29 protein-coding genes and 3 pseudogenes are annotated in these 26695 nt (G+C 61.1%); 23 read left to right on the top strand and 9 right to left on the bottom strand.

Features of this window, described 5'->3' with window-relative positions; translation table 11 throughout:
* Window positions 1-151: 151 nt before the first annotated feature.
* Both OKW40_RS01940 and OKW40_RS01945 read left to right on the top strand, forming a co-directional pair.
* Window positions 152-730: an SIR2 family protein gene (locus OKW40_RS01940; RefSeq protein WP_311541614.1), complete on the top strand. Its 579-nt coding sequence runs from the start codon at window positions 152-154 to the stop codon at window positions 728-730.
* Entirely contained in the window at window positions 618-857 is a 240-nt protein-coding gene (locus tag OKW40_RS01945) for an NAD(P)-binding protein (RefSeq protein ID WP_311541615.1), read from the top strand. Before OKW40_RS01940 ends, OKW40_RS01945 begins: the two co-directional genes overlap by 113 nt.
* A 47-nt stretch (window positions 858-904) precedes the next feature.
* Here OKW40_RS01945 and OKW40_RS01950 read toward each other — a convergent pair whose 3' ends face one another.
* A complete protein-coding gene (locus tag OKW40_RS01950) occupies window positions 905-1141 on the bottom strand; it encodes an FmdB family zinc ribbon protein (RefSeq protein ID WP_090811320.1) in 237 nt (78 codons plus the stop codon).
* Between the two features lie 82 nt (window positions 1142-1223).
* Complete coding sequence (locus OKW40_RS01955; RefSeq protein WP_184053478.1) at window positions 1224-1898, bottom strand: OmpW/AlkL family protein; 675 nt, start codon at window positions 1896-1898, stop codon at window positions 1224-1226.
* A 259-nt stretch (window positions 1899-2157) separates the two neighbouring features.
* On the opposite strand from OKW40_RS01955, the pseudogene OKW40_RS01960 reads away from it, so the two are divergent.
* The 6 genes and pseudogenes from OKW40_RS01960 to OKW40_RS01985 form a co-directional block, all read left to right on the top strand.
* A pseudogene (locus OKW40_RS01960) lies at window positions 2158-2624 on the top strand (radical SAM protein); the annotation flags it as partial.
* Between the two features lie 176 nt (window positions 2625-2800).
* Window positions 2801-3697, top strand: a complete 897-nt coding sequence (gene cyoA, locus OKW40_RS01965; protein WP_260335100.1) for a ubiquinol oxidase subunit II — start codon at window positions 2801-2803, stop codon at window positions 3695-3697.
* A 3-nt stretch (window positions 3698-3700) separates the two neighbouring features.
* Window positions 3701-5707: a cytochrome o ubiquinol oxidase subunit I gene (gene cyoB, locus OKW40_RS01970; protein WP_184053481.1), complete on the top strand. Its 2007-nt coding sequence runs from the start codon at window positions 3701-3703 to the stop codon at window positions 5705-5707.
* 3 nt (window positions 5708-5710) lie between these two features.
* Window positions 5711-6319 (top strand): cytochrome o ubiquinol oxidase subunit III, encoded by a 609-nt coding sequence (gene cyoC / locus OKW40_RS01975; protein ID WP_184053484.1) that lies wholly within the window; start codon window positions 5711-5713, stop codon window positions 6317-6319.
* Window positions 6320-6652 carry a cytochrome o ubiquinol oxidase subunit IV gene (gene cyoD / locus OKW40_RS01980; protein ID WP_184053487.1) on the top strand — a complete coding sequence of 111 codons (333 nt, stop codon included), beginning with the start codon at window positions 6320-6322 and terminating at the stop codon, window positions 6650-6652.
* Window positions 6653-6756: 104 nt separating this feature from the next.
* Entirely contained in the window at window positions 6757-7839 is a 1083-nt protein-coding gene (locus OKW40_RS01985; RefSeq protein ID WP_429487866.1) for a fatty acid desaturase, read from the top strand.
* A gap of 9 nt (window positions 7840-7848) precedes the next feature.
* Here the strand turns inward: OKW40_RS01985 and OKW40_RS01990 are convergent, their stop codons facing one another.
* The 3 genes from OKW40_RS01990 to OKW40_RS02000 form a co-directional block, all read right to left on the bottom strand.
* The gene (locus OKW40_RS01990; RefSeq protein WP_429488468.1) at window positions 7849-8361 is read right to left on the bottom strand and encodes an ankyrin repeat domain-containing protein; all 513 of its coding nucleotides are present in this window, start codon (window positions 8359-8361) and stop codon (window positions 7849-7851) included.
* Between the two features lie 61 nt (window positions 8362-8422).
* Window positions 8423-9031: a hypothetical protein gene (locus OKW40_RS01995; protein WP_342961016.1), complete on the bottom strand. Its 609-nt coding sequence runs from the start codon at window positions 9029-9031 to the stop codon at window positions 8423-8425.
* A gap of 36 nt (window positions 9032-9067) precedes the next feature.
* The gene (locus OKW40_RS02000) at window positions 9068-9487 is read right to left on the bottom strand and encodes a group II truncated hemoglobin (protein WP_429487868.1); all 420 of its coding nucleotides are present in this window, start codon (window positions 9485-9487) and stop codon (window positions 9068-9070) included.
* Window positions 9488-9866: 379 nt separating this feature from the next.
* Between OKW40_RS02000 and nifH the strand changes: the two genes are divergently transcribed.
* From nifH to OKW40_RS02075, 15 genes and pseudogenes are all read left to right on the top strand, one after another.
* The gene (gene nifH, locus OKW40_RS02005; protein ID WP_018423167.1) at window positions 9867-10748 is read left to right on the top strand and encodes a nitrogenase iron protein; all 882 of its coding nucleotides are present in this window, start codon (window positions 9867-9869) and stop codon (window positions 10746-10748) included.
* A gap of 105 nt (window positions 10749-10853) precedes the next feature.
* Window positions 10854-12317 carry a nitrogenase molybdenum-iron protein alpha chain gene (gene nifD / locus OKW40_RS02010; protein ID WP_184010370.1) on the top strand — a complete coding sequence of 488 codons (1464 nt, stop codon included), beginning with the start codon at window positions 10854-10856 and terminating at the stop codon, window positions 12315-12317.
* Window positions 12318-12391: 74 nt separating this feature from the next.
* Entirely contained in the window at window positions 12392-13951 is a 1560-nt protein-coding gene (gene nifK / locus OKW40_RS02015) for a nitrogenase molybdenum-iron protein subunit beta (protein WP_429487871.1), read from the top strand.
* A gap of 16 nt (window positions 13952-13967) precedes the next feature.
* Window positions 13968-14318, top strand: a pseudogene (locus tag OKW40_RS02020) (hypothetical protein).
* 77 nt (window positions 14319-14395) lie between these two features.
* Complete coding sequence (locus OKW40_RS02025; RefSeq protein WP_429487873.1) at window positions 14396-14746, top strand: hypothetical protein; 351 nt, start codon at window positions 14396-14398, stop codon at window positions 14744-14746.
* A 169-nt stretch (window positions 14747-14915) separates the two neighbouring features.
* A complete protein-coding gene (gene nifE, locus OKW40_RS02030) occupies window positions 14916-16433 on the top strand; it encodes a nitrogenase iron-molybdenum cofactor biosynthesis protein NifE (RefSeq protein WP_429487874.1) in 1518 nt (505 codons plus the stop codon).
* A 50-nt stretch (window positions 16434-16483) separates the two neighbouring features.
* The gene (gene nifN, locus OKW40_RS02035) at window positions 16484-17875 is read left to right on the top strand and encodes a nitrogenase iron-molybdenum cofactor biosynthesis protein NifN (RefSeq protein WP_429487876.1); all 1392 of its coding nucleotides are present in this window, start codon (window positions 16484-16486) and stop codon (window positions 17873-17875) included.
* 22 nt (window positions 17876-17897) lie between these two features.
* Window positions 17898-18311 carry a nitrogen fixation protein NifX gene (nifX, locus tag OKW40_RS02040; protein WP_184053509.1) on the top strand — a complete coding sequence of 138 codons (414 nt, stop codon included), beginning with the start codon at window positions 17898-17900 and terminating at the stop codon, window positions 18309-18311.
* Window positions 18304-18789: a NifX-associated nitrogen fixation protein gene (locus tag OKW40_RS02045; RefSeq protein WP_429487878.1), complete on the top strand. Its 486-nt coding sequence runs from the start codon at window positions 18304-18306 to the stop codon at window positions 18787-18789. Before nifX ends, OKW40_RS02045 begins: the two co-directional genes overlap by 8 nt.
* A 24-nt stretch (window positions 18790-18813) precedes the next feature.
* Window positions 18814-19014 carry a CCE_0567 family metalloprotein gene (locus OKW40_RS02050; protein ID WP_184053515.1) on the top strand — a complete coding sequence of 67 codons (201 nt, stop codon included), beginning with the start codon at window positions 18814-18816 and terminating at the stop codon, window positions 19012-19014.
* 25 nt (window positions 19015-19039) lie between these two features.
* A complete protein-coding gene (gene fdxB, locus OKW40_RS02055) occupies window positions 19040-19360 on the top strand; it encodes a ferredoxin III, nif-specific (RefSeq protein ID WP_429402241.1) in 321 nt (106 codons plus the stop codon).
* A gap of 11 nt (window positions 19361-19371) precedes the next feature.
* Complete coding sequence (locus OKW40_RS02060; protein WP_429487880.1) at window positions 19372-19932, top strand: nitrogen fixation protein NifQ; 561 nt, start codon at window positions 19372-19374, stop codon at window positions 19930-19932.
* 3 nt (window positions 19933-19935) lie between these two features.
* A pseudogene (locus tag OKW40_RS02065) lies at window positions 19936-20313 on the top strand (hypothetical protein); the annotation flags it as partial.
* Window positions 20314-20366: 53 nt separating this feature from the next.
* Window positions 20367-20870 (top strand): DUF2325 domain-containing protein, encoded by a 504-nt coding sequence (locus OKW40_RS02070; protein WP_260321323.1) that lies wholly within the window; start codon window positions 20367-20369, stop codon window positions 20868-20870.
* A 79-nt stretch (window positions 20871-20949) separates the two neighbouring features.
* Window positions 20950-21072, top strand: coding sequence for a hypothetical protein (locus tag OKW40_RS02075; protein WP_429487882.1), 123 nt, complete (start codon window positions 20950-20952; stop codon window positions 21070-21072).
* On the opposite strand, the gene OKW40_RS02080 is transcribed toward OKW40_RS02075, so the two are convergent.
* The 4 genes from OKW40_RS02080 to OKW40_RS02095 form a co-directional block, all read right to left on the bottom strand.
* Window positions 21062-21850: an ABC transporter permease gene (locus tag OKW40_RS02080; RefSeq protein WP_090811273.1), complete on the bottom strand. Its 789-nt coding sequence runs from the start codon at window positions 21848-21850 to the stop codon at window positions 21062-21064. The two genes, OKW40_RS02075 and OKW40_RS02080, sit on opposite strands and share 11 nt — an antisense overlap.
* A 3-nt stretch (window positions 21851-21853) precedes the next feature.
* A complete protein-coding gene (nodI, locus tag OKW40_RS02085; RefSeq protein WP_184053521.1) occupies window positions 21854-22768 on the bottom strand; it encodes a nodulation factor ABC transporter ATP-binding protein NodI in 915 nt (304 codons plus the stop codon).
* Window positions 22769-23040: 272 nt separating this feature from the next.
* A complete protein-coding gene (gene nodC / locus OKW40_RS02090; RefSeq protein ID WP_429487884.1) occupies window positions 23041-24399 on the bottom strand; it encodes a chitooligosaccharide synthase NodC in 1359 nt (452 codons plus the stop codon).
* Between the two features lie 1176 nt (window positions 24400-25575).
* On the bottom strand, window positions 25576-26592 hold the full coding sequence (locus tag OKW40_RS02095; RefSeq protein ID WP_260335102.1) for a DMT family transporter: 1017 nt from the start codon (window positions 26590-26592) through the stop codon (window positions 25576-25578).
* Window positions 26593-26695: the final 103 nt, after the last annotated feature.

Consider the following 26695-nt stretch of genomic DNA (forward strand, 5'->3'; position numbering starts at 1 on the left):
ACTGCATAACCGTTTCAGTCCAGACCATCGCCGAACGCCTGCGGGCGGCGTCATTCCGCACCTGGGACCGGCGCTGCTCGCGCTGTGCCCCGACACGGCCGTCCCTGCCACGCCGCTCGCGCTCGCCGAAATCATCACGGCCAAGGTCAGCGTGCTGCACAAGATCCGCACCCGGCTGACCCAGGCGGCGCAGTTCATCGAAAACTTCAAGCATCGCAAGTCGCTGGTGAGCGTCATGAATGAGGCCTTCGCCATGACGCCGACGCCGTCGGCACTGCATTGCGCGCTGGCGCAGGCGCGGCCGCAGGGCGGCTGGGCGCAGTTGCAGGGGCTGTCGCAGGCCGAGCATTTCGGCCATTGGTTCGCGGCCTATAGCGCAGACGGCGCGTTGCTGGATGACGTGCCGGCCTCGGGCGCGCTGCTCTACAAGCCGATTGGCGGCCATGCGCCGGCCTCTAACTACCTGGTCTCTGACAGCGACTTCGTCGAAGTCATGACTGAGATCGATATCCAGACGCCCATTCCGCCTGCCGTGCAGGCGTGGCGCAGCGGTCGCAGTTTTTTGTTTCTGGGCTTTGAGCGACGAGATGACCGCGGTCGAATCGCTGGTGGTCGAAGTGGCCATCGTCGGCGCGGGTCTACGCGGCCTCGCGCTGGCGCGCGTACTGCATGCGCAGGACGTTTCCGTCGTGGTCATCGAAGGGCGCGAGCGCGAGGGCGGCCGTGCTGACGCAATGTTGCGAAGCCACGCGTCGATATACGGTCAGATGCCCTTCGCGTGTTCCAGCAGGCTGTCGGCGGTGGCCCGATCCAGCGTGCCGGCCATGAAGACGGTGAGACTGAGTGCCATCTCGTAGGCGCCCTCGAGGTTCATCTACATCGACAGCGCGATTCCCCGTTGGGCTCAGCGCAGCAGCTTGCGGCGCTCGGCCGGCGAATAGTTGCTGAGGTGCCCTTCGCGCGCCGCCTGACGCCGCGCGCGGGAGATGATCGCGCGGCTCTTGCCGGGCGAGGCCGGCGCGCTGACCTGCTTGTCCAGCGCGGTGCCGCCGCATTGCGGGCAGACGGGCGTGTGGCCGGCGCGCACCAGCGTTTCGAATGCGTGGCCGCAGGCCGCGCAGCGGTAGTCGTACAGAGGCATAGTGACCAGATCTCCGTTTCAGGTGGATGGGGCGCAGCGGATCGCCCGTTGGTGCGAGCTGTGGTCTGTCATTGCGCGCTCGCTAGAACTTCATCCCGACGCCTATTCCCAGTACCAGTGGGTCGATGTCCAGTCGGCCCAACGAACTATCGCCGACCGAGGCGTCCGTGTGCATCCAGATCTTCTTGATATCCGCGTTGAGAAAGACGGTCTTCGTGATCTGCACGTCGACGCCAGCCTGCACCGCCGGACCGAAGCTGCTGCGTGACACCTGGATGCCTTCGGAGCCCGCGCTCAGGCCGTCGTTGTAGAAGTACGTGTAGTTGACCCCCGCGCCGACATACGGTCGGATCATGCCAGCATGGTTGAAGTGATATTGCAGCAGCAGCGTCGGTGGCAGCACGTTCACGCCACCGAGATCGCCGAGGCTGGACGTCACGTGGTGCCGCGAGGTGGCGAGAATCAGCTCGATGCCGATCGCGTCGCGGATCATATAGGTCAGGTCCAACTCCGGCACGAGTGCGTTATTGACACCCACGCCGAGCGACGACAACGTGCCGCTGGTGTGCACTTCGGGCTCGATCGAGATGGCACGCAGACGCACGAGCACGTCACCGGCGTGGATCCCATCCGCCGTCACCTCGCCTGCCATCGTGCTTCCGTTCGCGCTGACGTCATCCGCGTATGCCAGCACTTCGAACAAACCGGTAGCGCACAGGCTTGCCACGATCATGACGGCCTTGATCATGTGCTTCATCGCTTTCCCCTTGTTGATGTATGCGGGGAATTGTCGCCGCGCAAATCAGGGCTGCCCTTGCGCAGGGTCAACCGGTCCCGATCCCGAAGTCAGGATGCGACACCGGGTCACGCGGAGGAATGTCGAGATAGCGGGAGCCTTGAGGCCGGACTATTGGCCTTCAACCGCATTGACTCGTACCCAAGATGTTTCTCGCACCCGGAGACACCGATTTCGCAGCCATTGCCGGACTGGCTGCAGCCGCCGAACGGCACGCAGATCATTCTGCTACTTCTGCGCATGCAACAAGGTCATTACGCACGACCATGGCTGCAGCGCCAGATATCTGAGCTACCTCGTTCGTGAGATGGATCTGGCCGCGTCACATCTCGGACCTGACCGGCGAACCGTGCAGCTGCATCTGGGAGGTGGAACGCCGACCTTCTTCCCTGTTGCCGAACTCGAAGAGCTTTCCAGCAACTGCAGAACCGCTTCGCGTTCTCGATCGACGCAGAACTTGCCATCGAAATTGATCCGCGAACCGTCAGCACCAAAACGCTTTCACCACTCGCGCGCCTCGGCTTCAACCGAGCGAGCTTCGACGTACAGGACTTTGCTACCGACGTTCAGCAAGCTGTCAATCGCATCCAGCCACTCGATGTGGTGGAACGCGCACTCAGCGGCGCACGCGATGCGGGATTTCTCTCAATCAACGTCGACCTGATCTACGGTTTGCCGCAGCAGACTGTCGTCTGATTTAGCCCGCGCACTGCGTCAGTGCACCGCACCCCGCCGCTTTGTTCGTCCTTGATCGACATCAATCACAAAGCTGGCCGGTTGTCGGACCATGACGCTGCGAGTGTGATGCCGCATGCGTCAAGCCAGCTTCAGGTCGAAAGTGCCACAACCCGGACTTAACCACTATGACAGACAGAAAAGCCTTAAGGAAACGGTCGATAGCCATCGTCACGACATTGAGCGCCTGTCTATCGGGATGTGATCTGACTGTGCTTGATCCAAAAGGGAGCGTCGGCGCGGCCGAGAAGTCGCTGATCGCCACCGCCACGTGGGCGATGCTGATCGTCGCGATCCCGGTGATCCTGCTGACGCTGTTCTTCGCGTGGCGCTACCGTGCGTCGAACCGTCACGCGGTCTATGCACCCAAATGGGCGCACTCGACGGCGATCGAGATCGTCGTCTGGACGATCCCCGCCCTGATCATCCTGTACCTCGGTATCCTGACCTGGCGCACCACACATGAGCTCGACCCGTACCGGCCGCTGCAGTCGAGCGTGAAGCCGATCGACGTCGAGGTGGTCGCGCTCGACTGGAAGTGGCTCTTCATCTACCCGGACCTCGGCATTGCGTCGGTGAACCAGCTCGCCGTGCCAGTCGATACGCCGGTAAATTTCCGGATCACGTCCGATTCGGTGATGAACTCATTCTTCATCCCGCAACTCGGTACCCAGGTGTATGCAATGGTCGGCATGCAGACCCGTCTGCACCTGATCGCGGATGCACCGGGAAATTTCGAAGGCATGTCCGCCAACTTCAGCGGCAAGGGATTCGCCGACATGAAGTTCCGTACGCTCGCGACGAGCGCCACCGACTTCGACGCATGGGTGCGGAAGGTCAAGGCTTCGCCGGACCGCCTGAGCATGGACGAATACGCCGAAGTCGCGAAGCCGAGCGAGAAGCAGTCGGTACGCTACTTCTCATCGATCGACCAGTACCTGTTCCGCAACATCGTTGCCCGATACAACAACGGCAACGTCACGGCCTTCCGCGACGCCGCCTGTCGCACGCAGACCACGGAGTAAGCCATGTTTGGAAAACTCACGCCCGGCGCGATTCCGTTCGATCAGCCGGTCATCATGGGCGCGGCCGCGTTCATGGCGCTCATCGTGCTGGCGGTCATCGTCACGCTCACGAAGCTCGGCCGCTGGAAGTGGCTCTGGACCGAGTGGCTGACAAGCGTCGATCACAAGAAGATCGGCATCATGTACATCATCGTCGCGGTGCTGATGCTCGTGCGCGGTTTTGTCGACGCCGTAATGATGCGGCTTCAGCTCGCGATCGCGTTTCACGGCCCCGGTTACCTGCCGCCGCACCACTACGACCAGATATTCACCGCGCACGGTGTCATCATGATCTTCTTCATGGCGATGGCGCTGATGGTCGGCCTCTTCAATCTTGTCGTGCCGCTGCAGATCGGCGCGCGCGACGTCGCCTTCCCGTTCCTGAATTCGCTGAGCTTCTGGATGACGGCGATCAGCGCGATCCTGATCAATCTGTCGCTCGTGATCGGCGAGTTCGCGCAGGTCGGCTGGCTCGCGTATCCACCGCTGTCGGAGCTGCAGTTCAGTCCGGGCGTCGGGGTCGACTACTACATCTGGAGTCTGCAGCTCTCCGGCGTCGGTACGCTGATTACCGCGATCAACTTCTTCGTGACGATCGTCAAGCTGCGCGCGCCCGGCATGACGCTGATGAAGATGCCGGTGTTCACGTGGACCGCGCTGTGCTCGAACGTGCTGATCATGGCAACGTTCCCGATCCTAACCGTGACGCTCGCACTGCTCGGCCTCGACCGCTACGCAGGCATGCACTTTTTCACAAACGAGCTCGGCGGCAACGCGATGCTGTACCTGAACCTGATCTGGGCGTGGGGCCACCCGGAGGTGTACATCCTCGTGCTGCCCGCGTTCGGCATCTACTCGGAAGTGATCGCGACCTTCGCGAAGAAACCGCTGTTTGGCTACAGAACGATGGTCTACGCGTCGTGCGCGATCACGGTGCTCGCATTCCTCGTGTGGGCGCACCACTTCTTCACGATGGGTTCCGGAGCGGACGTCAACGCGTTCTTCGGCATTATGACGATGGTCATCGCGATCCCCACGGGCGTGAAAATCTTCAACTGGCTGTTCACGATGTACCGCGGTCGCATCGAGTTCACCGCACCCGTGCTGTGGACGATCGGCTTCATGGTCACGTTCACGATCGGCGGCATGACGGGCGTGATGATGGCGATCCCGGGCGTGGACTTCGTGTTGCACAACAGCCTGTTCCTGATCGCGCACTTTCACAACGCGATCATAGGCGGCGTCGTGTTCGGCTATCTCGCAGGCTTCCATTACTGGTTCCCGAAGGCGTTCGGCTTCAAGCTTAACGAGAAGCTCGGCAAGCGGGCGTTCTGGTGCTGGTTCGTCGGCTTCTACGTATCGTTCGTGCCGCTCTACGTGCTCGGCTTCATGGGCATGACCCGGCGCCTGAATCACTACGACAACCCGACCTGGCATCCCTGGCTGTTCGTCGCCGCATGCGGCGTGGTGCTGATCGCACTCGGTGTCGTGCACCAGATCGCCCAGGTCGTCGTGAGCGTGATCCATCGCAACGAGCCGGAATACGGCGACCTGACGGGCGACCCGTGGAACGGCCGCACGCTCGAATGGGCCACCTCGTCACCGCCCGCTGTCTACAACTTCGCGCGCATACCGGTCGTCCACCAGCTCGACGCGTTCGCGCACATGAAGGAAAGCGGCGCAGCAAATGCCGCACTGGCGCATTACGAGGACATCCACCTACCGTCGAATACCGCGGACGGGTTCCTGATCGGCGCATTCAGCCTCGTGCTCGGCTTCGCCGGCGTCTGGCACATCACGTGGCTCGCCGTGCTGGCCTTCGTCGCGATCGTCGCCGCGCTGATCGCGCGTAGCTTCCGCGACGACCATGGCTACGTGATTCCGGCCTCGCGCGTGCGCGAAATCGAAGCACGACGCGGCAGCGCACCCACCCCGGCCGCCCTTGAATTACCCGAATCCGCGGAGACCTGATCCATGACGCAATCTGCATTACTCGTCCATCACGGCAGGTCGAGCGCTGACCACGGCCCAACGCCCACCGTGTTCGGCTTCTGGCTGTACCTGATGACCGACTGCATGCTGTTCGCGTCGCTGTTCGCCGTGTTCGCCGTAATGGCGCACCAGTTCGCGGGTGGACCGTCCGGACGGGACCTGTTCGACATCCCCGGTGTCGCACTTGAAACCGGCGCGCTGCTGCTGAGCAGCACCACCTACGGCTTCGCGATGCTCGGCGCGCAGCGCCAGGGGCGTGGTGCCGTGATCGGCTGGCTCCTCGTGACGTTCGTGCTTGGCGCGCTGTTCCTCGCGTTAGAACTGGGCGAGTTCTCGCACCTGGTCGCCAACGGTGCCGGGCCCAGTCGCAGCGCCTTCCTGTCGTCGTTCTTCACGCTGGTTGGCACCCACGGCCTGCACGTAACAGCGGGCCTCGTCTGGATGGCCGTGCTCGTCGTGCATGTCGTCCGCTCGCCTGAACTGTCCGGTCGCGACCTCACGAGTCTGACATGCCTGAGCCTCTTCTGGCACTTCCTCGACATCGTGTGGATCTGCGTGTTTTCGTTTGTCTATCTCGGGAGCATGCTCTAAATGGTCCATTCACACTCGACGTCCACGACCGCCTCGCGTGGTGACGTCGCCAGTTATATCACCGGTTTCGTGCTTGCCGTGGCGCTGACGGCTGGCTCATTCTCGATCGTCACGCAACGGTTGCTGCCGTCCGGCTCCGCGATTATGGCGCTCGCGTTGCTGGCGTTCGTGCAGATCGTCGTGCATCTGGTGACGTTCCTGCATCTCGACCTGTCGCGCGGCCAGCGCTGGAACGGGCTGGCGTTATGCTACACCGCGCTCGCCGCGCTGTTCCTGATCTTCGGCACGATCTGGGTGATGCACAATGTCAGTATGAACATGATGTCGCGCTGACTCGCCACCAGCGCGAAACGGTCTGGTCACATCATCGCGGACACGGCATGTAGCCGTTGGCCGCGTGCGTGGTGTTGTGCTGCACCGCTCTACCGGTCTTCTTCATGAACAGTCCGAATCACCCCGTTCCCGCCAATGAGCCATTGCCCCATCGCAAGGTCATCCGCTCGTGGCTGACACCGTTCGCCGAACGCTGCACCGCCTACGCGCTTCTGCTGCTCGTGTTCGACTACGTTTTGCTATTGTGTGCGCTCGCCGCGAGCGTGTTCGCGCACGGGTTCGTGCTGAAGACCGTATTCGGATGCATGGCGGGCTTCGTCATCGGACGGCTCTTCGTCATCGGTCACGACGCATGTCATGAGAGCCTGACCCGGCACCGCACGCTCAACCGCTGGCTGGGCCGGATCGCCTTCCTGCCGTCGCTCACGCCGTACAGCCTGTGGCAAGTGGGTCACAACGTGGTGCATCACGGCTACACGAACCTGAAAGGCGTCGATTTTGTATGGGCACCGCTGACGATCCAGGAATATCGCGCCTTGAGTGGGCCACGGCGCGCACTGGAACGTATCTATCGCAGCGGCTGGGCGCCTGGTCTCTACTACATGATCGAAATTTGGTGGACGAAGATGTTTTTCCCGTCGCGGGCCGCAATGCCGACGCGGCGCCTCGTGTTCTTCCGTGACTGCACGCTGGTATCGGTGTTCGCACTGCTGTGGATCGGCGCGCTCGCGTGGATCGCTCGCGCGACGCAGCGGGGGGTGGTCCCGTCAATCGCATGCGGGTTCGGGGTGCCGTTCCTGTTCTGGTGCGCGATGGTGGGTTTCGTCGTGTACGCGCACCACACGCATCCGCAAATCCGCTGGTACGACGATCGCGCGAAATGGGGGCGTTCGGATCCGTTCGTATCCACGACGGTGCACTTGACCTTTCGCTGGCGTTTTGGCGCGCTGTTTCATCACATCATGGAGCACACCGCGCATCACGTCGACATGAGTCTCCCTCTATACGGGCTCGTCGGTGCTCAGCGAACCCTCGAAGCGATGCTTCCGGAACGGATCGTCGTGCAGCGGTTTTCGTGGCGTTGGTACTTCGACACCGCACGAGGCTGCAAACTATACGATTTTTCGACTGATCAGTGGACCGACTTCGCTGGTCGCGCGACGCACGTCCCTCTTAAGACTCGCTAACAAAGCCTGTCATCCGAAAGCAAGCAGCAGTTGCAGCCCGAGGTCGGCTGCCATGTCGAGCGCGCTGCGGCCATCCGGTGCGCACAGTTCTGCGTTCGCCCCATGCGCAAGCAGCATCTGCAGGACGTCGAGGCGACCGCTCGCGGCTGCCTGCATTGGGCATGTGATGTCGTCGTCGTTCACATGGTCGATCGGCGCGCCGGCGTCGATCAGCCGCAGGATGGTCGCGGGGCCGCCGTGCAGGCACGCGAACCAGAGCGCATGGTTGCCGTCGTCATCGAGCGCGTCGGCGCGTGCGCCGAGTGCGAGCAACGCTTCGACGACCGCGTCCTCGCCATGCTGCGCGGCGCGCATCAACGGCGTTTCGCCGTTCACGCAGCGCGAATGGGGAGCAGGGAAGCCGTGGTACGCCAGCCAACTGGAAAGTGCGGCGGGCACGATCGTTTCGAGTTGTGCATCGGGGTTCCGGACAACGCGCGAGGCCAGGCGTTCGCGGACGACGAAAGCAGTGTCAGTGTGCATGATCATGGTCGCGTTCGGGTGCAAGGGAACATCGGTTGGCGCAGCCGTCGGGACCCGAGCCTCAGACGGGCCGGTTCTCGTTGGGGTTGCGCACCGGCCCCATCAATTCAAGTCCTTCGCTGTAGGTGATCGTGTCGAAGGTCACGTCGAACTTGATGGCCGCGTCCGCTACCGCATCCAGCTTGCCGCCTGAGTCCTTTTTCTTCAATTCGTTCTTCTCGAGGTACAGCAGTTCGAGCATCTCGTTGTAGACGGTGGACTCGAGAATCGGCAGCACATAGAACATCGCGCCCTTGTACGGCACCTGATATCGCTTGCTCAGGTCGATGTTGTCGCAAAACAGAAAGTACTTGCCGTCCGCCGAGAGCGTGTCGCTGAGCACCTCGGCCACGTCCTTCAGATGCTCGAAGCTCAACAGATACCCGGCGAAGAACGGCAAGTGCTTATGGCCGATCGTCGCGCATGCCATCACCTGATCGCAGGTCAGCTCCGGCGGCCGCGCTTCGTCGGCGAGCTTTGGGGCAAACCGCAGCGCAAGTTCGCCGCGGAAGCCGACCCGGTCGAGCCTGTTCGTCAGCCCCTTGAGAACCGGGTTGAGCAGACGGCCTTCATGTTCGAGACGGGCGAACGCGGTGTCGTCGATCTCCTTGTGCGCGAGCGTTTCGGTCATCACAGATCCTTGGGTTAAACAGCGTTGAAGAGGGATTCACGTCTGCGTATTGCGCATCCGGTCGGCGATTTTGAAAAAGGCCTGCATCAGTTCATCGCGTAGCACCGGATCGACACCCGTCTCGTCGAACGCGGCGCGCATGCAAGCTAGCCACGCATCCCGTTCGGCGGTGCCGATCGCGAATGCGGCATGACGCGTGCGCAGCCGTGGTTGGCCGCGCTGTGCCGAGTACCGCTTGTCGGCGCCGAGCCATTCGCACAGATACAGCACCAGCACGGCCTTCGTCGAAGACAGGTCCGGGTGATGCATCGCGCGAATGCGCTGCGCGTCGGCCCGCGTATCCATGTGCCGATAGAACGCGTCGACCAGGCGGATGACGGCGGTCTCGCAGCCTAGACGGTCGAAGTGCGTCTCGCGCGGCACGGGTCGCGAAGCTTGGGTGGCTGGTGTGTCCATGGCGCGATCAATGCAATAACCGAACCAGGCCGCAACCCGGCGATTGTCCGGCTGCACGCAGGCCAATGCGACAGAAATCGCACGACAAACGCGCCCGAATGGTTTCATTGGCGACGAAGTTCGCGTGGTTTGTCGCGAAATCGACAAGACAAAAGAGGAGTCCGCAAAAGTCCCGTACCAACCCCCGCAGCGCGGCGGGGCGGACGCGTCGCAGTACCGCTGGTGACGTGGCACAGAAGCTGCGTTTGGAGTCCAGCGCGGACACAGGTCCGGCCGATGCGTGACTCGATATAAGAAGACCCATACAGGCACGACAGGCTGACATGGTCGCGGTTACGCAACCCTGGTTTCAACCCTTCTTCCTGAATGGAGAAATGCAATGTCTAAACTTCGGCAAATCGCTTTCTACGGTAAAGGCGGTATCGGCAAGTCGACCACCTCGCAGAACACCCTGGCAGCCCTGACTGAACTCGGGCAGAAGATCCTGATCGTCGGCTGCGATCCCAAGGCGGACTCTACTCGCCTGATCCTGCATGCAAAGGCGCAGGACACCATCCTGTCGCTAGCGGCCGAAGCCGGCTCGGTGGAGGACCTCGAACTCGAGGACGTGATGAAGATCGGTTACCGCAACATCCGTTGCGTGGAGTCCGGCGGTCCGGAACCGGGCGTCGGCTGCGCGGGCCGTGGCGTCATCACGTCGATCAACTTCCTCGAAGAAAACGGCGCCTATGACGGCGTGGACTACGTGTCGTACGACGTGCTCGGCGACGTGGTGTGCGGCGGTTTCGCAATGCCGATTCGTGAGAACAAGGCGCAGGAAATCTACATTGTGATGTCCGGCGAAATGATGGCCATGTATGCGGCCAACAACATTTCAAAGGGCATTCTGAAGTACGCGAACAGCGGCGGTGTGCGGATCGGCGGGCTCGTGTGCAACGAGCGTCAGACCGACAAGGAACTCGAACTCGCCGAAGCGCTGGCGAAGATGCTCGGTTCGAAGCTGATCCACTTCGTGCCGCGCGATAACATCGTGCAGCACGCCGAGCTGCGCCGCATGACGGTGATCGAGTTCGCGCCCGAATCCAAACAGGCGGAAGAGTATCGCCAGCTCGCCACCAAGGTGCACAACAACGCGGGCAACGGCACGATCCCGACGCCGATCACGATGGATCAACTGGAAGACCTGTTAATGGAGCACGGAATCATGACGTCCATCGACGAATCGCAAGTCGGCAAGCCTGCAGCGGAACTGACCGCCTAAGCGAGCGGCGCTGCGCGCGGCCCGGTGTTCTTCTTCACGCGAAGAACCGGGCCATGCCGGCTACCCGCTGCCAGGCTTGATACTCACCCTATGGAGCATTCCCCCATGAGCGTCACTGTTGAAGAGCGCAAGGCCGCGAACAAGGCCCTGATCGATGAAGTGCTGAAGGCCTATCCGGAGAAGATGGCCAAACGGCGCGCCAAGCATTTGGGCACCTTCGAGGACGGCAAGCCCGACTGTGGCGTGAAATCAAACATCAAGTCATTGCCGGGCGTGATGACGATTCGCGGTTGCGCGTACGCCGGCTCGAAGGGCGTGGTCTGGGGGCCCATCAAGGACATGATCCACATCAGTCATGGTCCGGTCGGTTGCGGCCAGTACTCGTGGGCCGCGCGTCGCAACTACTACATCGGCACTACCGGTATCGACACCTTCGTGACGATGCAGTTCACGTCGGACTTCCAGGAAAAGGACATCGTCTTCGGCGGCGACAAGAAGCTCGACAAGATCATCGACGAGATTCAGGAACTGTTTCCGCTGAACAAGGGCATCTCGATCCAGAGTGAATGCCCGATCGGCTTGATCGGCGACGACATCGAGGCCGTCTCGAAGAAGAAGAGTGCGCAGTATGAAGGGCACACCATTTTGCCGGTGCGCTGCGAAGGTTTTCGCGGCGTTAGCCAGTCGCTGGGCCACCATCTGGCTAACGATGCGATTCGAGACTGGATATTCGACAAGGCCGATCCGGACAAGCGGCCCGAATTTGTTTCGACGCCTTATGATGTTGCGATCATCGGCGATTACAACATCGGCGGCGATGCCTGGTCGAGCCGGATTCTGCTCGAAGAGATCGGCCTGCGCGTGATCGCGCAATGGTCGGGCGACGGTTCGATCGCCGAGCTCGAGAATACGCCCAAGGCCAAGCTCAATTTGCTGCATTGCTACCGCTCGATGAACTATATCAGCCGGCACATGGAAGAGAAGTACTGCATTCCGTGGGCGGAATACAACTTCTTCGGCCCGTCGATGATCGAGAAGAGCCTGCGCGAGATCGCCAGCCACTTCGACGACACCATCAAAGCCAACGCGGAGAGGGTGATCGCCAAGTATCGTCCCCTGGTCGATGCGGTGAACGCGAAGTTCAGAGCGCGCCTGCAGGATAAGACCGTGATGCTGTTCGTTGGCGGCCTGCGTCCGCGCCACGTGATCGGCGCCTACGAAGACCTCGGCATGAACGTGGTCGGCACCGGCTACGAATTCGGCCACAACGACGACTATCAGCGCACCACGCACTACGTGAAGGACGGCACGCTGATTTACGACGACGTGACCGGCTACGAGTTCGAGAGGTTCGTCGAACAGGTCCAGCCCGATCTGGTCGGCTCCGGCATCAAGGAAAAGTACGTGTTCCAGAAGATGGGCGTGCCGTTTCGCCAGATGCACAGCTGGGACTATTCCGGTCCATATCACGGCTACGACGGCTACGCCATTTTCGCGCGCGACATGGACATGGCCATTTCCAGCCCGGTATGGGGGCTCGCCAAGGCGCCCTGGAAGAAAAACCCCTAAGCGCCGGCCACCGCACCGATCACCGGACTGATCACCGGCCGGCAGGCCTTTGAATTGAATATCAGGAGCATCCCGTGCCCCAATCCGCAGACCAGATTCTCGACCAGGAACTCCTGTTCCGTGAGCCCGAGTACCAGAAAATTTTCCGCGCGAAAAAAGAAAACTTCGAGTTCAACCATTCAGACGAGCAGGTCAAGCAGATCGTCGAGTGGACCAAGAGCGAAGACTACCGGCAAAAGAACTTTGCACGCGACTCGCTCACCATCAACCCGGCCAAGGCCTGCCAGCCGCTCGGCGCAGTGTACGTGGCCAACGGCTTTCACAAGACGCTCAGTTTTGTGCATGGCTCGCAGGGCTGTGTAGCGTTTTACCGCTCGCACTTCTCGCGTCACTTCAAGGAGCCGACCTCGTGCGTCAGCTCGTCGATGACCGAGGACGCGGCGGTGTTCGGCGGCATGAACAACATGATCGACGGCCTCGCAAATGCGTACAACCTGTACAAGCCCGACATGATCGCGGTCTCCACGACCTGCATGGCGGAAGTGATCGGCGATGACCTCGACGCGCTCATCAAGAGCAGCAAGCAGAAGGGCAGCGTGCCGGAAGACTATGACGTGCCGTTCGCGCACACGCCGGCCTTCGTCGGCAGCCACGTGACCGGCTACGACAACGCGCTCCTCGGCATCCTCAGGCACTTCTGGGACGGCAAGGCCGGCACAGCGACGCCGCTTGAGCGCGTGCCCGACGACAGCGTCAACTTCATCGGCGGCTTCGACGGCTACGTGGTCGGCAACATGAAGGAAATTCGCCGCATCTTCGATCTGTTCGGCGTGACGGTGAACATCATCTGCGACCCATCCGAAACGTGGAATACGCCGACCGACGGCGAGTTCCGGATGTACGAAGGCGGCACGACCAAGGAGGAAGTCGAGCGCGCGTTGAACGCGAAGGCGACCTTCGTGTTCCAGGAGTACTGCTGCGAGAAGACCAGCAAGTTCATTGGCGAGCATGGCCAGGAAGTGGTGGTGCTGAACTCGCCGGTTGGCGTCGCGGGCACCGATCAGTTCCTGATGGAAATCTCGCGCGTGACCGGCAAGCCGATTCCGGCGCAACTGGAGAAGGAGCGAGGCCAGCTCGTCGATGCGATGGCCGACAGCCAGGCTCACCTGCACGGCAAGCGCTTTGCACTCTACGGCGACCCGGACCAGATGCTGGGCTACACGCAGTTCCTGCTGGAACTCGGCGCCGAGCCGGCTCACGTGCTGGCGACCAACGGCAACGAAACCTGGGCTGCGAAGGTGCAGGCGCTGTTCGACGCGTCGCCCTACGGCGCCGGCTGCAAGGTGTATCCGAAACGCGATCTGTGGCACATGCGTTCACTGCTGTTTACCGAGCCGGTGGATTTCCTGATCGGCAACACCTACGGCAAATATCTGGAGCGCGATACCAAAACGCCGCTGATACGCATGGTGTTCCCGATCTTCGATCGCCACCATTACCATCGCTTCCCGACCTGGGGCTATGAAGGTGCGTTGCGGGTGCTGGTCATGCTGCTGGACGAGTTCTTCGAAGCGCTCGACGCCAACACGATCGACGTGGCGAAGACCGACTACAGCTACGACATCATTCGCTGACGAGGAGAGCGCGGCCATGGCAGACACAGCAGATGCATCGGGCGCGGCAGATGCCGTTCTGGTCAAGATGACGCGGGACGGCCGTAACGTCGAGGTCATCAACGGCTAGGTTTGCCTGGCCGGTGTGGGCGATGCCGACCACCTCGTCCCGCTGCTCGAACACCCGAACCGGCAGATGATCGCCCAAGTGCTGCCCGGGGGCCCCGCGCATGTGGCCGGCCGGTTGCCATTGACGCACGAGGAGGTTGCGATTGCACAGGGTGCGATGTCGGCGGCTCGGCGGCAGTTTGACGCGAGCCCGGCGGGCATCGCGCCGCGGTTACCTCGTGCGGTGTGGGCGAAGATTGCGGCGGAGGGTGTCGAGTAGCGGGGCACCGCTGAAAACAAAATTGCTGCGCTGTTTGTAGCTAGCCTGCGTGACGAACCTAAGCGAGGGAGCGGGGCATGATTTATGTAGTCGAGCAGTCTGACTTAGGGCCGCTGAGTGCGCGGTTCGCCCACGACGACTTTGAGCGCGAGGTGGCGGCGTCCGACCCGTTGAGCCTCGCGGAGATCAATGACGAGGTAACGCCGCGCGAACTGCTCGCGTTGTCGACGACGTTTCCGATGCGAACAGACGGGCAGAGTACCTGTCGATCTGTGCGGTGGGACTACGCGAAAGCTCCACGGATGCGCCGCGCGCTGACTGCTTACCTGGCGGTTCGCGAACCCTTGGGGCCGGATGCGTTGCTGGAGGCGCGCGCGAATGCGATCGCACGGGTCCTGCTCCATACGGAACGGCAAGGCAGGCAGTGAACGTATGTTGTCGTTTTCTGTGTCGCGAACCGTCTGTCGCAAACCGTTCGAACCCGCCATTGCGATGCGCGCGAGCGACTGCTTCAGCGCCAATTGGCACGTTTTCAAGGCGTTTCCCGGTGGGATGGAACTTGCCACTAGAGAAACGTTCATCCATCAGGAGCACGTCATGTCTGCTTCGCTCAATGCCCAAATCGCCGAAGTTTTCGACGAGCCGGGTTGCGACAAGAATCAAGGCAAGAGCGAGAAGGAACGCAAAAGGGGCTGCGCGAAGCAGCTTTCGCCGGGTTCGGCCGCAGGCGGTTGCGCGTTCGACGGCGCGAAGATCGCTTTGCAGCCGGTGGTGGACGTCGCACACCTCGTGCACGGGCCGATTGCCTGTGAAGGTAACTCGTGGGACAACCGGCACGCCGCTTCGTCCGGTTCGCAACTCTATCGCACCGGCTTCACCACCGATATCAACGAACTCGACGTGGTGTACGGCGGCGAGAAGCGCCTGTTCAGGAGCGTGCGCGAAATCATCGAGAAATACGATCCGCCCGCAGTGTTCGTCTACCAGACCTGCGTCACTGCGCTGATCGGCGACGACATCGAGGCGGTCTGCAAGCGCGCCGCCGAACAATTTGGCAAGCCGGTGATTCCGGTCATTTCCCCCGGATTCGCCGGGCCGAAGAATCTGGGCAACAAGCTTGGCGGCGAGGCGATCCTCAACTATGTGATCGGCACGCGCGAGCCCGAGTACACGACGCCGTATGACATCAACGTCATTGGCGAATACAACCTGTCGGGCGAACTCTGGCAGACCAAGCCGCTGCTCGACGCGCTAGGCATCCGTATCCTCTCGTGCATCTCCGGCGACGGGCGCTACAACGAGATCGCAAGTTCGCATCGCGCCAAGGTCAACATGATGGTCTGCTCGAAGTCGATGATCAACATCGCGACAAAGATGCAGCGGCGCTACGGCATCCCTTACTTCGAGGGCTCGTTCTATGGGATCGGCGACATGAGCGACACGCTGCGCCATATCGCCAGCCTGCTCGTGCAGCAGGGCGCGCCGGACGATCTGCTCGAGCGGACCGAGCGCCTGATCGCCGCCGAGGAAGCGCGTGCGTGGGAGCGCATCGCGCACTACAAGGCGCGCCTTACCGGCAAGCGGGTGTTGCTCATCACAGGTGGCGTGAAGTCTTGGTCGGTGGTTTCCGCGCTGCAGGAAGCAGGGCTCGAAATCGTCGGCACCAGCGTCAAGAAGAGCACTAAGGAAGACAAGGACAAGATCAAGGAGATCATGGGCGACGACGCCCACATGATCGACGGTATGACGCCGCGGGAGATATACGCGATGCTCAGGGACGCGCGGGCCGACATCATGCTGTCGGGTGGCCGCTCACAGTTCGTCGCACTGAAGGCCCGCATACCGTGGCTCGACATCAATCAGGAACGCCACCACCCTTATGGCGGCTACGAGGGGATCGTCGAGCTGGTGCATGAGATCGACCGCGCGATCTACAACCCGGTGTGGCAACAGGTGCGGATCCCTGCTCCGTGGGGCGACGACGGGGGAGTGCTCGGTGTGGTCCAAGCGCAAGCCGCGCGCCCGCTGTCGAGCGCCGCGCACGGGGGAGCGCTCGGTGTGGTCCAAGCGCAAGCCGCGCGCCCGCCGTCGAGCGCCCCGGGGTGGGGGCGATGAGCCTCGAACCCGGTATACCGACCTGACGCCCCCGAACTCGAGAACATGCCATGGCCGATGTCGTCGAATCTATGAAAGCCTGTGCGGTCAATCCGCTCAAGATGAGCCAGCCGCTGGGCGCGAGCCTCGCGTTCCTTGGGCTCGATGCCTGCATGCCCGTGATGCACGGCTCGCAGGGCTGCACGTCGTTCGGCCTCGTGCTGCTGGTGCGCCACTTCAGGGAGGCGATCCCGCTGCAGACGACAGCCATGGACGAAGTCACCGCGGTGCTCGGCGGCTACGAGAACATCGAGGCCGCGCTGCTCAACATCCGCAAGCGCGCTGCGCCGAAGGTCATCGCGATCTGTTCGACAGGTCTCACCGAGACCGAAGGCGACGACGTGGACGGCTATCTCGTTGCCGTGCGCAAGCGCAAGCCCGAACTCAACGACACTGAGATCGTCTATGTGTCGACCCCCGACTATGTCGGCGCATTCGAAGACGGCTACCGGCATGCGATTACCGGCATCGTCAACGCGCTGGTCAAGGCGTTGCCAACGGTGGCCAATCAGGTGACGCTGCTGCCCGGCAGCCATCTGTCGCCTGGCGACATCGACGAACTGCGCGAGATCATAGAAGCGTTCGGCTTCGATGTCATCGTGCTGCCCGACATTTCCGGCTCGCTCGACGGCCATATCGCGCCGGACTGGCGCGGCACCACACTGGGCGGTACCACGCTCGCGGAGATCCGGGCCGCGGGTGCATCGGCATTTACGATCGGCGTGGGCGAGCAGACGCGCGACGGCGCGGAGGCATTGCATGCTATCGCCGGCACACCGTTCGAAGTGTTCGGGCGGCTCACCGGACTGGAACCCAACGATCGTCTGCTGCAATTGCTCGCGCAGCGCTCCGGACGACCCGTCCCCGCGAAATACCGGCGTCAGCGCAGCCAATTGCTCGATGCGATGCTAGATGGCCATTTCTACACTGGAGGCATCAAGGTCGCGATCGGCGCAGAGCCCGATCTGTTGTTCGCGGTCGGCAGCATGCTGCACGAGATGGGCGCGCAGTTGCGCTGCTGCATCAGCACGACGCGATCGCGCGCGCACGCGTTGCTGCCCGCTGATCAGGTCGTGATCGGCGATCTCGAAGACATGGAGCGCGCCGCGGCGGACTGCGACCTGCTGATCACCCATTCGCACGGCAGGCAGATGGCCGAGCACCTGCAAAAGCCGCTCTTCCGGATCGGTTTTCCGGTCTTCGACCGGGTTGGAAACGCACATCGACGCTACGTCGGCTACCGCGGCACGATGAACCTGATCTTTGAGATCGCCAACCTGATGATCGAACGGATTCCGCATCACGATCCGGGCGACTGGCCGCTGCCGCAGGCCGCTATCGATCTAGCCGCGCGCGATGCGGCGCGCGAAGCGAACATTCCTGTTGTCGCGGCCGGTGCTTGACCCACCTAAAGGAGCACACAGCATGAAGATCGCGTTCGCCACCCAGGACAGGCAGTTCGTCGATGCGCATTTTGGCTGGGCGAGGAGCATCGTCACCTACAACGTCACACCGGACGGCTACCAGTTCGTCGAGGCGTTCGACTTTGGTGACAAGCTCGAAGAGGACGGCGACGAGGACAAGCTCGCGCCCAAGCTCGAAGCCGTCAAGGATTGCGCGATCCTGTACGTCGCCGCAATCGGCGGCTCGGCCGCGGCTCGAGTGGTTGCGCTGAAGATTCACCCGATCAAGGTGCCGCGGCCCGAGTCCATCGAGGAGACTCTCGGCAAGTTGCAACAGGTGCTGAAGGGCACGCCGCCGCCGTGGCTGCGCAAGGCGCTGGCGAAGGATGGCGAACGTGTATACGACTTTGAAGACGATGAGGTATCCCATGGCTGAAACATCCGCAATTCCGTCCAAGGCCAGCGACGAACTGCTGCTGGTCGCACCGTTTGTGCAGCAACTCGTCAGGCAGTTGCGCGCGCAGGACACCCACGGCGTGTGGGACGGAAAGACCGACCTGCAACTGCTCAAGCCGTACATCCACACGCAGGAGGAACGCCGCGCGATTCCGGTCATGGGCGACCCCGACCCCGACACGCTGTGGCGGCTCGAGCTTTTCTATAGCGCGATTGCGGTGGCGATCGAGCGTGAGACCGGCCAAATGGTTTCGCCGATGATGACGATGAGCCACGAGGGCTTCGGCCGCATGGTGTTGATCGCGGGGCGGCTCGTTGTCGTCAACAAGCAGTTGCGCGACGTACACCGGTTCGGCTTCGCTTCGCTGGAGAAGCTCGCCCAGGCGGGCGCAAAGCTTTTCGACGAAGCGGTCGAGGTGATCCGGATGTACCCCGCCGTCGCACAGTACGGCGCCTGAAGGAATCGTGAGGGGACCGAGACGATGAGCACCGATGCCGATGAACTCAAAACGCACCTGAAGAAACTCAACGCGCAAGCGACCCGGGCGAAGTTGGACCTGCACGACCTCTCAGAGGAACTCCCGACCAACTGGGAGAACATTCTCGCTGTCGCCCAGCGCTGCCATGACGCCCACGCCGCGCTGATGGCAGCCCGCAAGGCTGCCGCTGCGGCAGCGGCCTGAACCAGCGAAGCCATGGAGCCACATCATGAGCGATACCTTCAGCGTTACGCTGCCGAGCGGCGCCACCTGGACGCCGACGTTCGTCAACAGGCTCGACGAAGAAAAATGCATTGGTTGCGGACGTTGTTTCCGTGTCTGTCCGCGTGGCGTGCTGCAACTCGTCGGGCTTAACGAGGACGGCGCGCACGTCGCACTGGACGGCGACGACGAAGACGAAGACGAAGACGACGACGAGTACGAGAAGAAGGTAATGATTATCGTGCATCGGGAACTGTGCGTCGGCTGCACCGCGTGCGCGAAGATCTGCCCGAAAAAGTGCTACACGCACGCGGCGGCCGTTCTCTGAGCGATGCCGCGATGGACGCCTATGCAACCCTGATGGCGTGTGCGGTGGATGCGGGCGATCCCACCGTGCTGGCTCTGGCCGGCGTGCTGTCGAGCGGGTTCGAGCACCACGGCGTCGAGATGCTGCCGATGCCCGGACTGGACGCCGACCAGACGCGCCGGATGCTCGCGCGTTGGTTCCCGGGTGCCGGCTCGGCGCTCGGTCTTACGTGCGTCTTGTCGCCCGCCACGATGCCGCGTGGCGACGAGCTGGAAGATGTGGTGGCGTTGCTCAATCACCATGCCGATCCGCGCGCCGGCCCGGCAGACGAGGCGAACTGCGTGGCCCATGCATTGGCCTGCGCGAGCCTCGGGCAAAACCACCTTTGGCAAGACCTGCTTCTGCCGTCGCGGCGCGAGTTGTCCGCATTGATCAGCCACTGGTTTCCGCGGCTGGCCGCGAAGAATACGCATGACATGAAGTGGAAGAAGTTCTTCTACAAGCAACTGTGCGAGCGCGAGGGCCTGTTCATCTGCAAGGCGCCGAGTTGTGGCGTCTGTTCGGACCATGCGCTTTGCTTTGGAGCGGAGTAGGCAGCACGCGTCGGTCACCGCTTCGATTGTGTCGCGTCGCGGGTGGCCGACTTCGTGGTCGAGTCCTGCGGCGGCTGCTGTATTACGGCGAGCGGCATGCGCATCTGCAGGCGGGCTTTCGGGCCGCCGTTGCTGTTTGACGAAGAGGGCCGCGAACCCTGGCTGATTCAACTTTGGCACGCGTTCGACGACGTCGGTTTCCCGCCCGCGCTGCGCGCCGACTTCTGGGGCTGGGCGAAGCCGCTGTCCGAGCATCGGCTGGCGCCGCACGCGCGTCATGCCGGCCGGACGCGCTACACGTACGACACGGTGCGTAGCTGGTTTCTCACTCCGGCAGCGGGCGAACGGCTTGCGGGCCATGTCACGAGGCGCTCTCCATGAGACCCATGCCGCCTGCCGTTGCCGTAACGGTGCGATCCGAAGCGCAGCCCGTCATGAATCAGAACCGCGGCACATGCCTTCCCGACAGCAGTGCGAGCCTGTCGCTGGAGCGCGCGCGGGCACATGTCGCGAGCCTGCAGCACGAGTTGTTCGCGGTTGAGCAGGCGCTGCTCGACGACCGCGCACTGACGCGCGCATTGAGCGGGCGTCGATGGGTTTATGTGGGCGGGCGGCCAAGCATCAACGCCGTGCTGCGTGCGCTGGTGGAGGCGGCCGGAGGCGAGTTCGTTCATCACACCGGGACCATCGACGACGATAGCCGTGCCGAAGGCTTCGAGGCTTTGCTGTCGGGCGCCTACCGGGTGCTGTGCCCATTGGATCTGATCGACCCGGACTCGCTGGTCGCGCTGCGGCGATTGTGCGCGCGTCACCGCGCGCCGTGGTCCGCTTTGCGTTCGTCGAGCGTGACGAGCTTCATCGCGGGCGTGTTGCGGGCTCGGCCTGCCCAGCCGCACGGCGTGGTCGCAGCGTCGCGCTTCTGCCTGAGGCATGGCTGACGTCGTCATGACTTTACGTACCGCGAGATGTGGGCGCAAAACTTGCCTTTGACGTGGTCTTTCCACGAGAGGGCCTGCCATGTCGGATTCCGCACAACGCTACGGCCTTTTCCTCAACGTCGGGAACCCCGACGGCGACGCGCGCGATGCGCTGAAGCAAACCGTGCGTAATGCGCCGGCCATAGCTGGCATTAAGACATGAGGCGTCGACGTAACAGCGCCACCGACAGAAAGAACGGCAACACCGTGCAAATGCAGAGAGCGCCAATATGCAGGGCAACACTGCCCACCGGGCGTCCGAGCATCGCGGGACGGATAAGGTCGACGGAATGTGCGAGCGGCAAGAAGCGCGCTACGTCGCAAAAAACGGCAGGTAGCTTACTGATCGGGAAGATCACGCCGCTCAGGAGCACCATGGGCGTGAGAACGAGCGTTTGATAGAACACGAAGTAATCGTGACTGGGTGCAAGCGCCGTGAGGATCATTGCCAGACTCGCGAAGGCGAGGCCAGTCAGGGCTATGGCAGGCAACGCATAGAGAATGGATGACCACGCTGCATAACCCAGCACGGTGGCTACCACCATGACGGCGATGCCGGCAAAAAAGGCCCTGGTGGCGGCCCATGCCAGTTCACCGAGAACGATATCGCCGAGCGTGAGCCGTGTACACAGGATCGCTTCCCACATGCGCTGAACATGCATGCGAGAGAAAGCTGCGTAAATCGTTTCGAAGGTCGCGGAGGTCATCGCGCTCGTGGCGACCATACCCGCCGCGAGAAACGCGATATAAGATGCGCCATCGACGCGACCTACCATTATCCCGAAACCAAAGCCGAGGCCGAACAGATAAATCATAGGATCGGCAAGGTTACCGAGAATCGAGGCAAACGCGACTTTTTTCCATGCCAGATAGTTGTGGCGCCACACTGCAACCCAGTTCCACACGTTCGCGGGCAGGGCCGCTGCATAAAACTCTCTCATCGTTCACTCCTTCATCCCGCGCCCGGTTAACTGCAAAAAGACATCCTCGAGATTTGCTGGACGCTGTAAAAGGCGCAGCGCCGCGCGCCCGCGCAACTGTACACACACCCGTTCCGGATCGGACACATAGCAGAAGAGGGTCCCACCACTGACCTCGATACGCTGCGCGTGCGGCGCGATCAACGTGCGCAGCTCATGCGGATTGCCGCCGTGGATCTCGACCACGTGGCTCCCGATCTGTTCTTCGATTAGCACGCGAGGCCCGCCTTCGGCGATCTTTCGCCCCTCCTCCAGCACACACAGTCGGTCGCACAACCGCTCGGCCTCTTCCATGAAATGGGTGGTCAAGAGGATCGTCTTGCCGCGCGCCAACAATGAACGCAGGCTTTCCCAGATCAGGTGGCGCGCATGCGGGTCGAGACCCGTTGTAGGCTCGTCCATGACCAACAACTGTGGATCGTTGATCAGCGCGCGTGCCAGCATCAGCCGCCGCTTCATGCCACCGGATAGTTCGGTGACGCGCGCATCGACCTTGCTTTCGAGGCAAGCGAATTCGAGCAGTGACGGCACGACCGCTTCAATTTCACGTGTGCTCATGCCGAAGTAGCGCCCAAACACCAGAAGGTTCTCGCGTACGGTGAACCCGGGCTCGAGGTTGTCGAATTGCGGCACCACGCCAATGCTCATACGTGCCGAGCGAGCGCGCGCCGGCACTGGCTCCCCGAGCACGATGATCTTGCCTGCGTCGGGCGGCGCCATGCCGAGAACCATACGCACCGTCGTGCTCTTGCCCGCGCCATTTGGCCCTAGCAGACCGAAGCACTCTCCAGGCGCGACGCTGAACGACAATCCGTCGACTACGATCTTGTCGCCATATGACTTCCTTACGCCGGTGAAGCTGATTGCTGCTTTGGACATGGAGATAAGAAGGAAAATTACGCACTCGTCTTAGAGAAAAAGAAGCCGTTCTGCTGCCGCGGCCCGATTGAAAACGCCCTGGTCGATAGAAGATCCTTGCCTGCCACGCGCGAGAGTTACTGACAATGGAGTACCAGGATTTCGGTGAATGCACTGGCGTTGGGAAGACGACAATCGAGCCTTTGCGTGAGACGATCGCACTCAAGCGGACCAGTGCCGATGGTGGGCGGTTCTGGGTTGGCGCAATACTCGAGATCTATATGTACGATTAACTAATCGCCATCGAATGCTTCGTCAGACGTCGCTAATGTTGAAGACTCGCACGCGTGATCCTGCCGCCGGTTTGGAGTCGCAGATCTTGACGCTGAAGTGGCGTTCGGCTTTGTGACCGGATTCGGAGTATCGACCGGTTTTTCACGAACGTTCGATACGTTCCCTGCAGAGCCACGGGACAGCCAATCGCTATTGCTCAATGTACACAGCGCATAGACTTTCAGGGGGAGCAAGAGAAAGAGGTTAATGGGTGTGTGAAGAGAAAAGCCAAGAAATCGAACCTGGCGAGCGCGAACCGATGCCACGCTACAGCGGATCATGGTCGATGATGCGATTATCAGGGCAGTCCACCACGGCACTGTCGCTGTCAATGCGAGCTGCGCGAGACCCGCTAGTAGCGATAAGCCGAGAAATAGCGAGCCCAGATTGTGTCCGATCACGTCCAGCGTAAGGTAACGATCGAGACGGGGCAGCAGGCGCAGCGAAAGCAACGTGTCCCGATACGTACTGCGCGCCCAGCGCAGTTGTTGGCGCAGATACGCCCCCAGTCTGTCTGGAACGACTGTCGCCGCAATGGCGTCGTGAACGTACACGGTCCGATAACCTGCCGTCAGCATGAGAATCGTCAGATGACGGTCCTCGCCGAAGTCGCTCGGCTTCCCGCGAAAAAGTTGCGTCTCGTACTGATCTAGCAGCAAAAGGAGCGCGGACCGGCGGTACATAGCACATGGACCGCAGCAACACATAACAGCGCCGAAGCGAGCCTGTGCGGCACGTTCTTCATTGCAAGCCAACCAGTACTCCATATCGATCAGACGGGTCAACCAGGTGTCGCTGCGGTTGCTGGCCGTCAACTGCCCCATGGCGGCGCCTATCGTCGCGTCTCGCATTGTCAATACGAGCTTCTTGACGACATCGGGCGCCAGCGTCGTGTCCGAGTCGACGTTGAGTACCAGTTCCCCGGATGAAGAGCGTATCGCGGCGATCTGTGCCTTGCGCTTTCCCATATTTTGGGGGAGCGTAATGAAGTTGAATCTGGGGTCGCGCGTGTGCGCATCGTATACCGGCCTCACGGCGTCGAGATTCGCAGAACCATCATCAACCACATAGACGCGCAGTTTTCCGGCGTAGTCCTGGTTTGCGATGGACTCCAGGCATGCCGAGAGCGTGCGTGGGTCCTCATTGAAGCAGGGAACGATGACATCCACGCCCGGCAGAGTGTCGGAGTCGATCAGGCCGTCCGACAGCGATGACACGTTTGTCGGCTGAGCATAAAGCGCCTGCGTGCTTTTATAGACAGTCGAGAGCAGCGCATAAAACGAGACAGCGACAGTGCTAGTTGCGGCAAGCATGTTCATAGGGTACCTGGTTCGTCCGGTGAGGTTGAGGAAGCGATCGGATTGCAAACCCCCGGTCATGCAATGCTGGAATCATGAGGGAAAGCGCCGTGAGGGTCTGCTCGCGCCGACCAGCGTGAGTGCATCGTCACAACTCATCGGGAGGGCATCCGTCGTGCAAGAGCACAATTGCGCCAGGCCGGACAGAGGCCAGCACTGCGCTGACAATCGCATCGATGCCGGGGGGCGAGACCAGTCACGCGGGTCTACCGACCAGTGGAGGGGCGCCAGACCAGCGCTCGCTGACGTAGTGAGCACTGCTTCGGTCCACATGCCATACGGGGCACGCATGTACGGCCCGAGTAAATCGAGAAAATTCGGTATGAAAAAGGAATTGGTACTGTCGTCAAGGGTTAAGTAGACGTCGCGACATCCGGCGCGATTGTGGCACTCGTCGCGCGCCGCGGATACGCAATTGAGGACCTTCACAGCTCTGGACCGTTTCGTTCAATTATCGAGCCAGTAGGCCGATCCACGGTCGATAGTCCCAACCGAAAGGCTGCGACGGGCACGGTTCCGGTAAGCTTAGGTGGCGCGTCGAGAGATACATCTAAAGGTATGATCATCATGAAGACACGTCTAAACATTGTCGTACTACTTATAAAGTTGAAGTATTCGATCAATCAACTTCGATTCCGATTTCCGCAACGAGAGGCTTCACTGTGCAACACAAAAATTGATTTGTAAAATCGATTGCGTTGATGCCTTACATCTATAGTGTGGATATGTTGAGAAATGGGTTTTATGGGTTTCGATCTAAATCTGCTCGTTGCGCTCGAGCGCATAGACCAATCCGCTGGCGTTAAGGTAGCTCCGTTTTTGGAGCGACCGACGATGCCGGCTGATCGCACAACCATGCGAAAAATCAAGGAAGTACTCCGCCTGAAGTGGGCATGCGATCTCACGCACCACCAGCGTGCAGGGCGCCCTCAGCGTCGGTCTGGGGACGATCACGCAGTATCTTCAGCTTGCCACAGCGGCAGGACTGGGCTGGGCGTCGGTCGAACATCTGGAAGAAGACGAGCTTGAGCGGCGCGTCCTGTCGCTCGCGTCGTCACCTTTGCGGTACTCGACTGCGAAGGTCATATCAGTAGCTGGTCGTGGTCATGCGCAGATTGCTCTGTCACAAAGGATCATTTAGGCGCGACACGACAGGTAGAGCACACTTGCAATAATTATGACCGTTCCGAGTGCTACCTGTAGAGAAATGACCTCCCCCCAAATCAAATAGTCGAAAATGATTGCCCATACAATGCTGAGGTAACCAAATGAGGCGACGATTGGGGTGGCGACAGTCGCGACTGCGATCGTTAGCATAAGTTGCGCTACACCTGCAGTCAGTCCAAATAGAACCATGTACCCGAAATCCCTTAGATCTGGCGTTACCCAAGCGACGGGAAGTGACACTCCGCTAACAATCGTCGCTATGATTGTGTAATAGAAGACGATTGTCGCTGGCTCGTCAGTTCGCGAGAGTCTCTTGACCTGGATGACTGAACCGGCGCTAAACATAGCACTCAGCAGAATTAGAATCATTGCGCGCAGCGACGCACCATTGGCGCTGAATGGTGAGGAAGCCACCGCGACTCCCGCGAATCCGGACATCGACGCTATCGCCGTAGGTAGACGAAAACGCTCACGCAAGAACACGATGCCGAAAAAGCAGACAAAGATTGCTTCTGTCTCCTTCAGCGTTACAGCGGTTGATAAAGGCAGATATGGCACGCCGGCAATGAAAAATCCTACTGCGGCAAGCCCTGTGACGGCTCTGATGAAATGACCGCCTAAGCGATAAATCGTCAGTTCCTTCCATTGAATGCGACAAGTCCCGAACACGAACGCGGCGGGAATTAACCCGGATAGCATCCGAAAGAACATCATCTCGTTCGCCGGATATCTTGCCGGAATGAGCCTCGCAACCGCATTGCTTATTGCGAAAAGAAGAATCGCGTAGAACATGAATGCAATCCCGCGCAGCTTTCTAAATCGTGTGCGAAAAAGCCGATTTTCGGTTGCCAACTTGTAGCCAGACTGCTCCGATGTCTCAAAAGAATCGTGACTTATATGAGGATTTCCTAACGTGACACGATTCAAACCGACATACCGCAGAAGGCAGAATTTCGTTGTGCGCGTCATCACGAAAAGTTTTCTCATGTTGCGAAGGTCCCGCGAAAAAGGAGTGCCTGCTCGATTGCGTGTGGTAACGAAGCCCACACGGCGCATACCGGCTAACTGTCGGGGCCATTTCAGCGTGGAC

This window comes from Paraburkholderia sp. RAU6.4a, from assembly GCF_050435625.1.
Lineage (GTDB): Bacteria > Pseudomonadota > Gammaproteobacteria > Burkholderiales > Burkholderiaceae > Paraburkholderia > Paraburkholderia tuberum.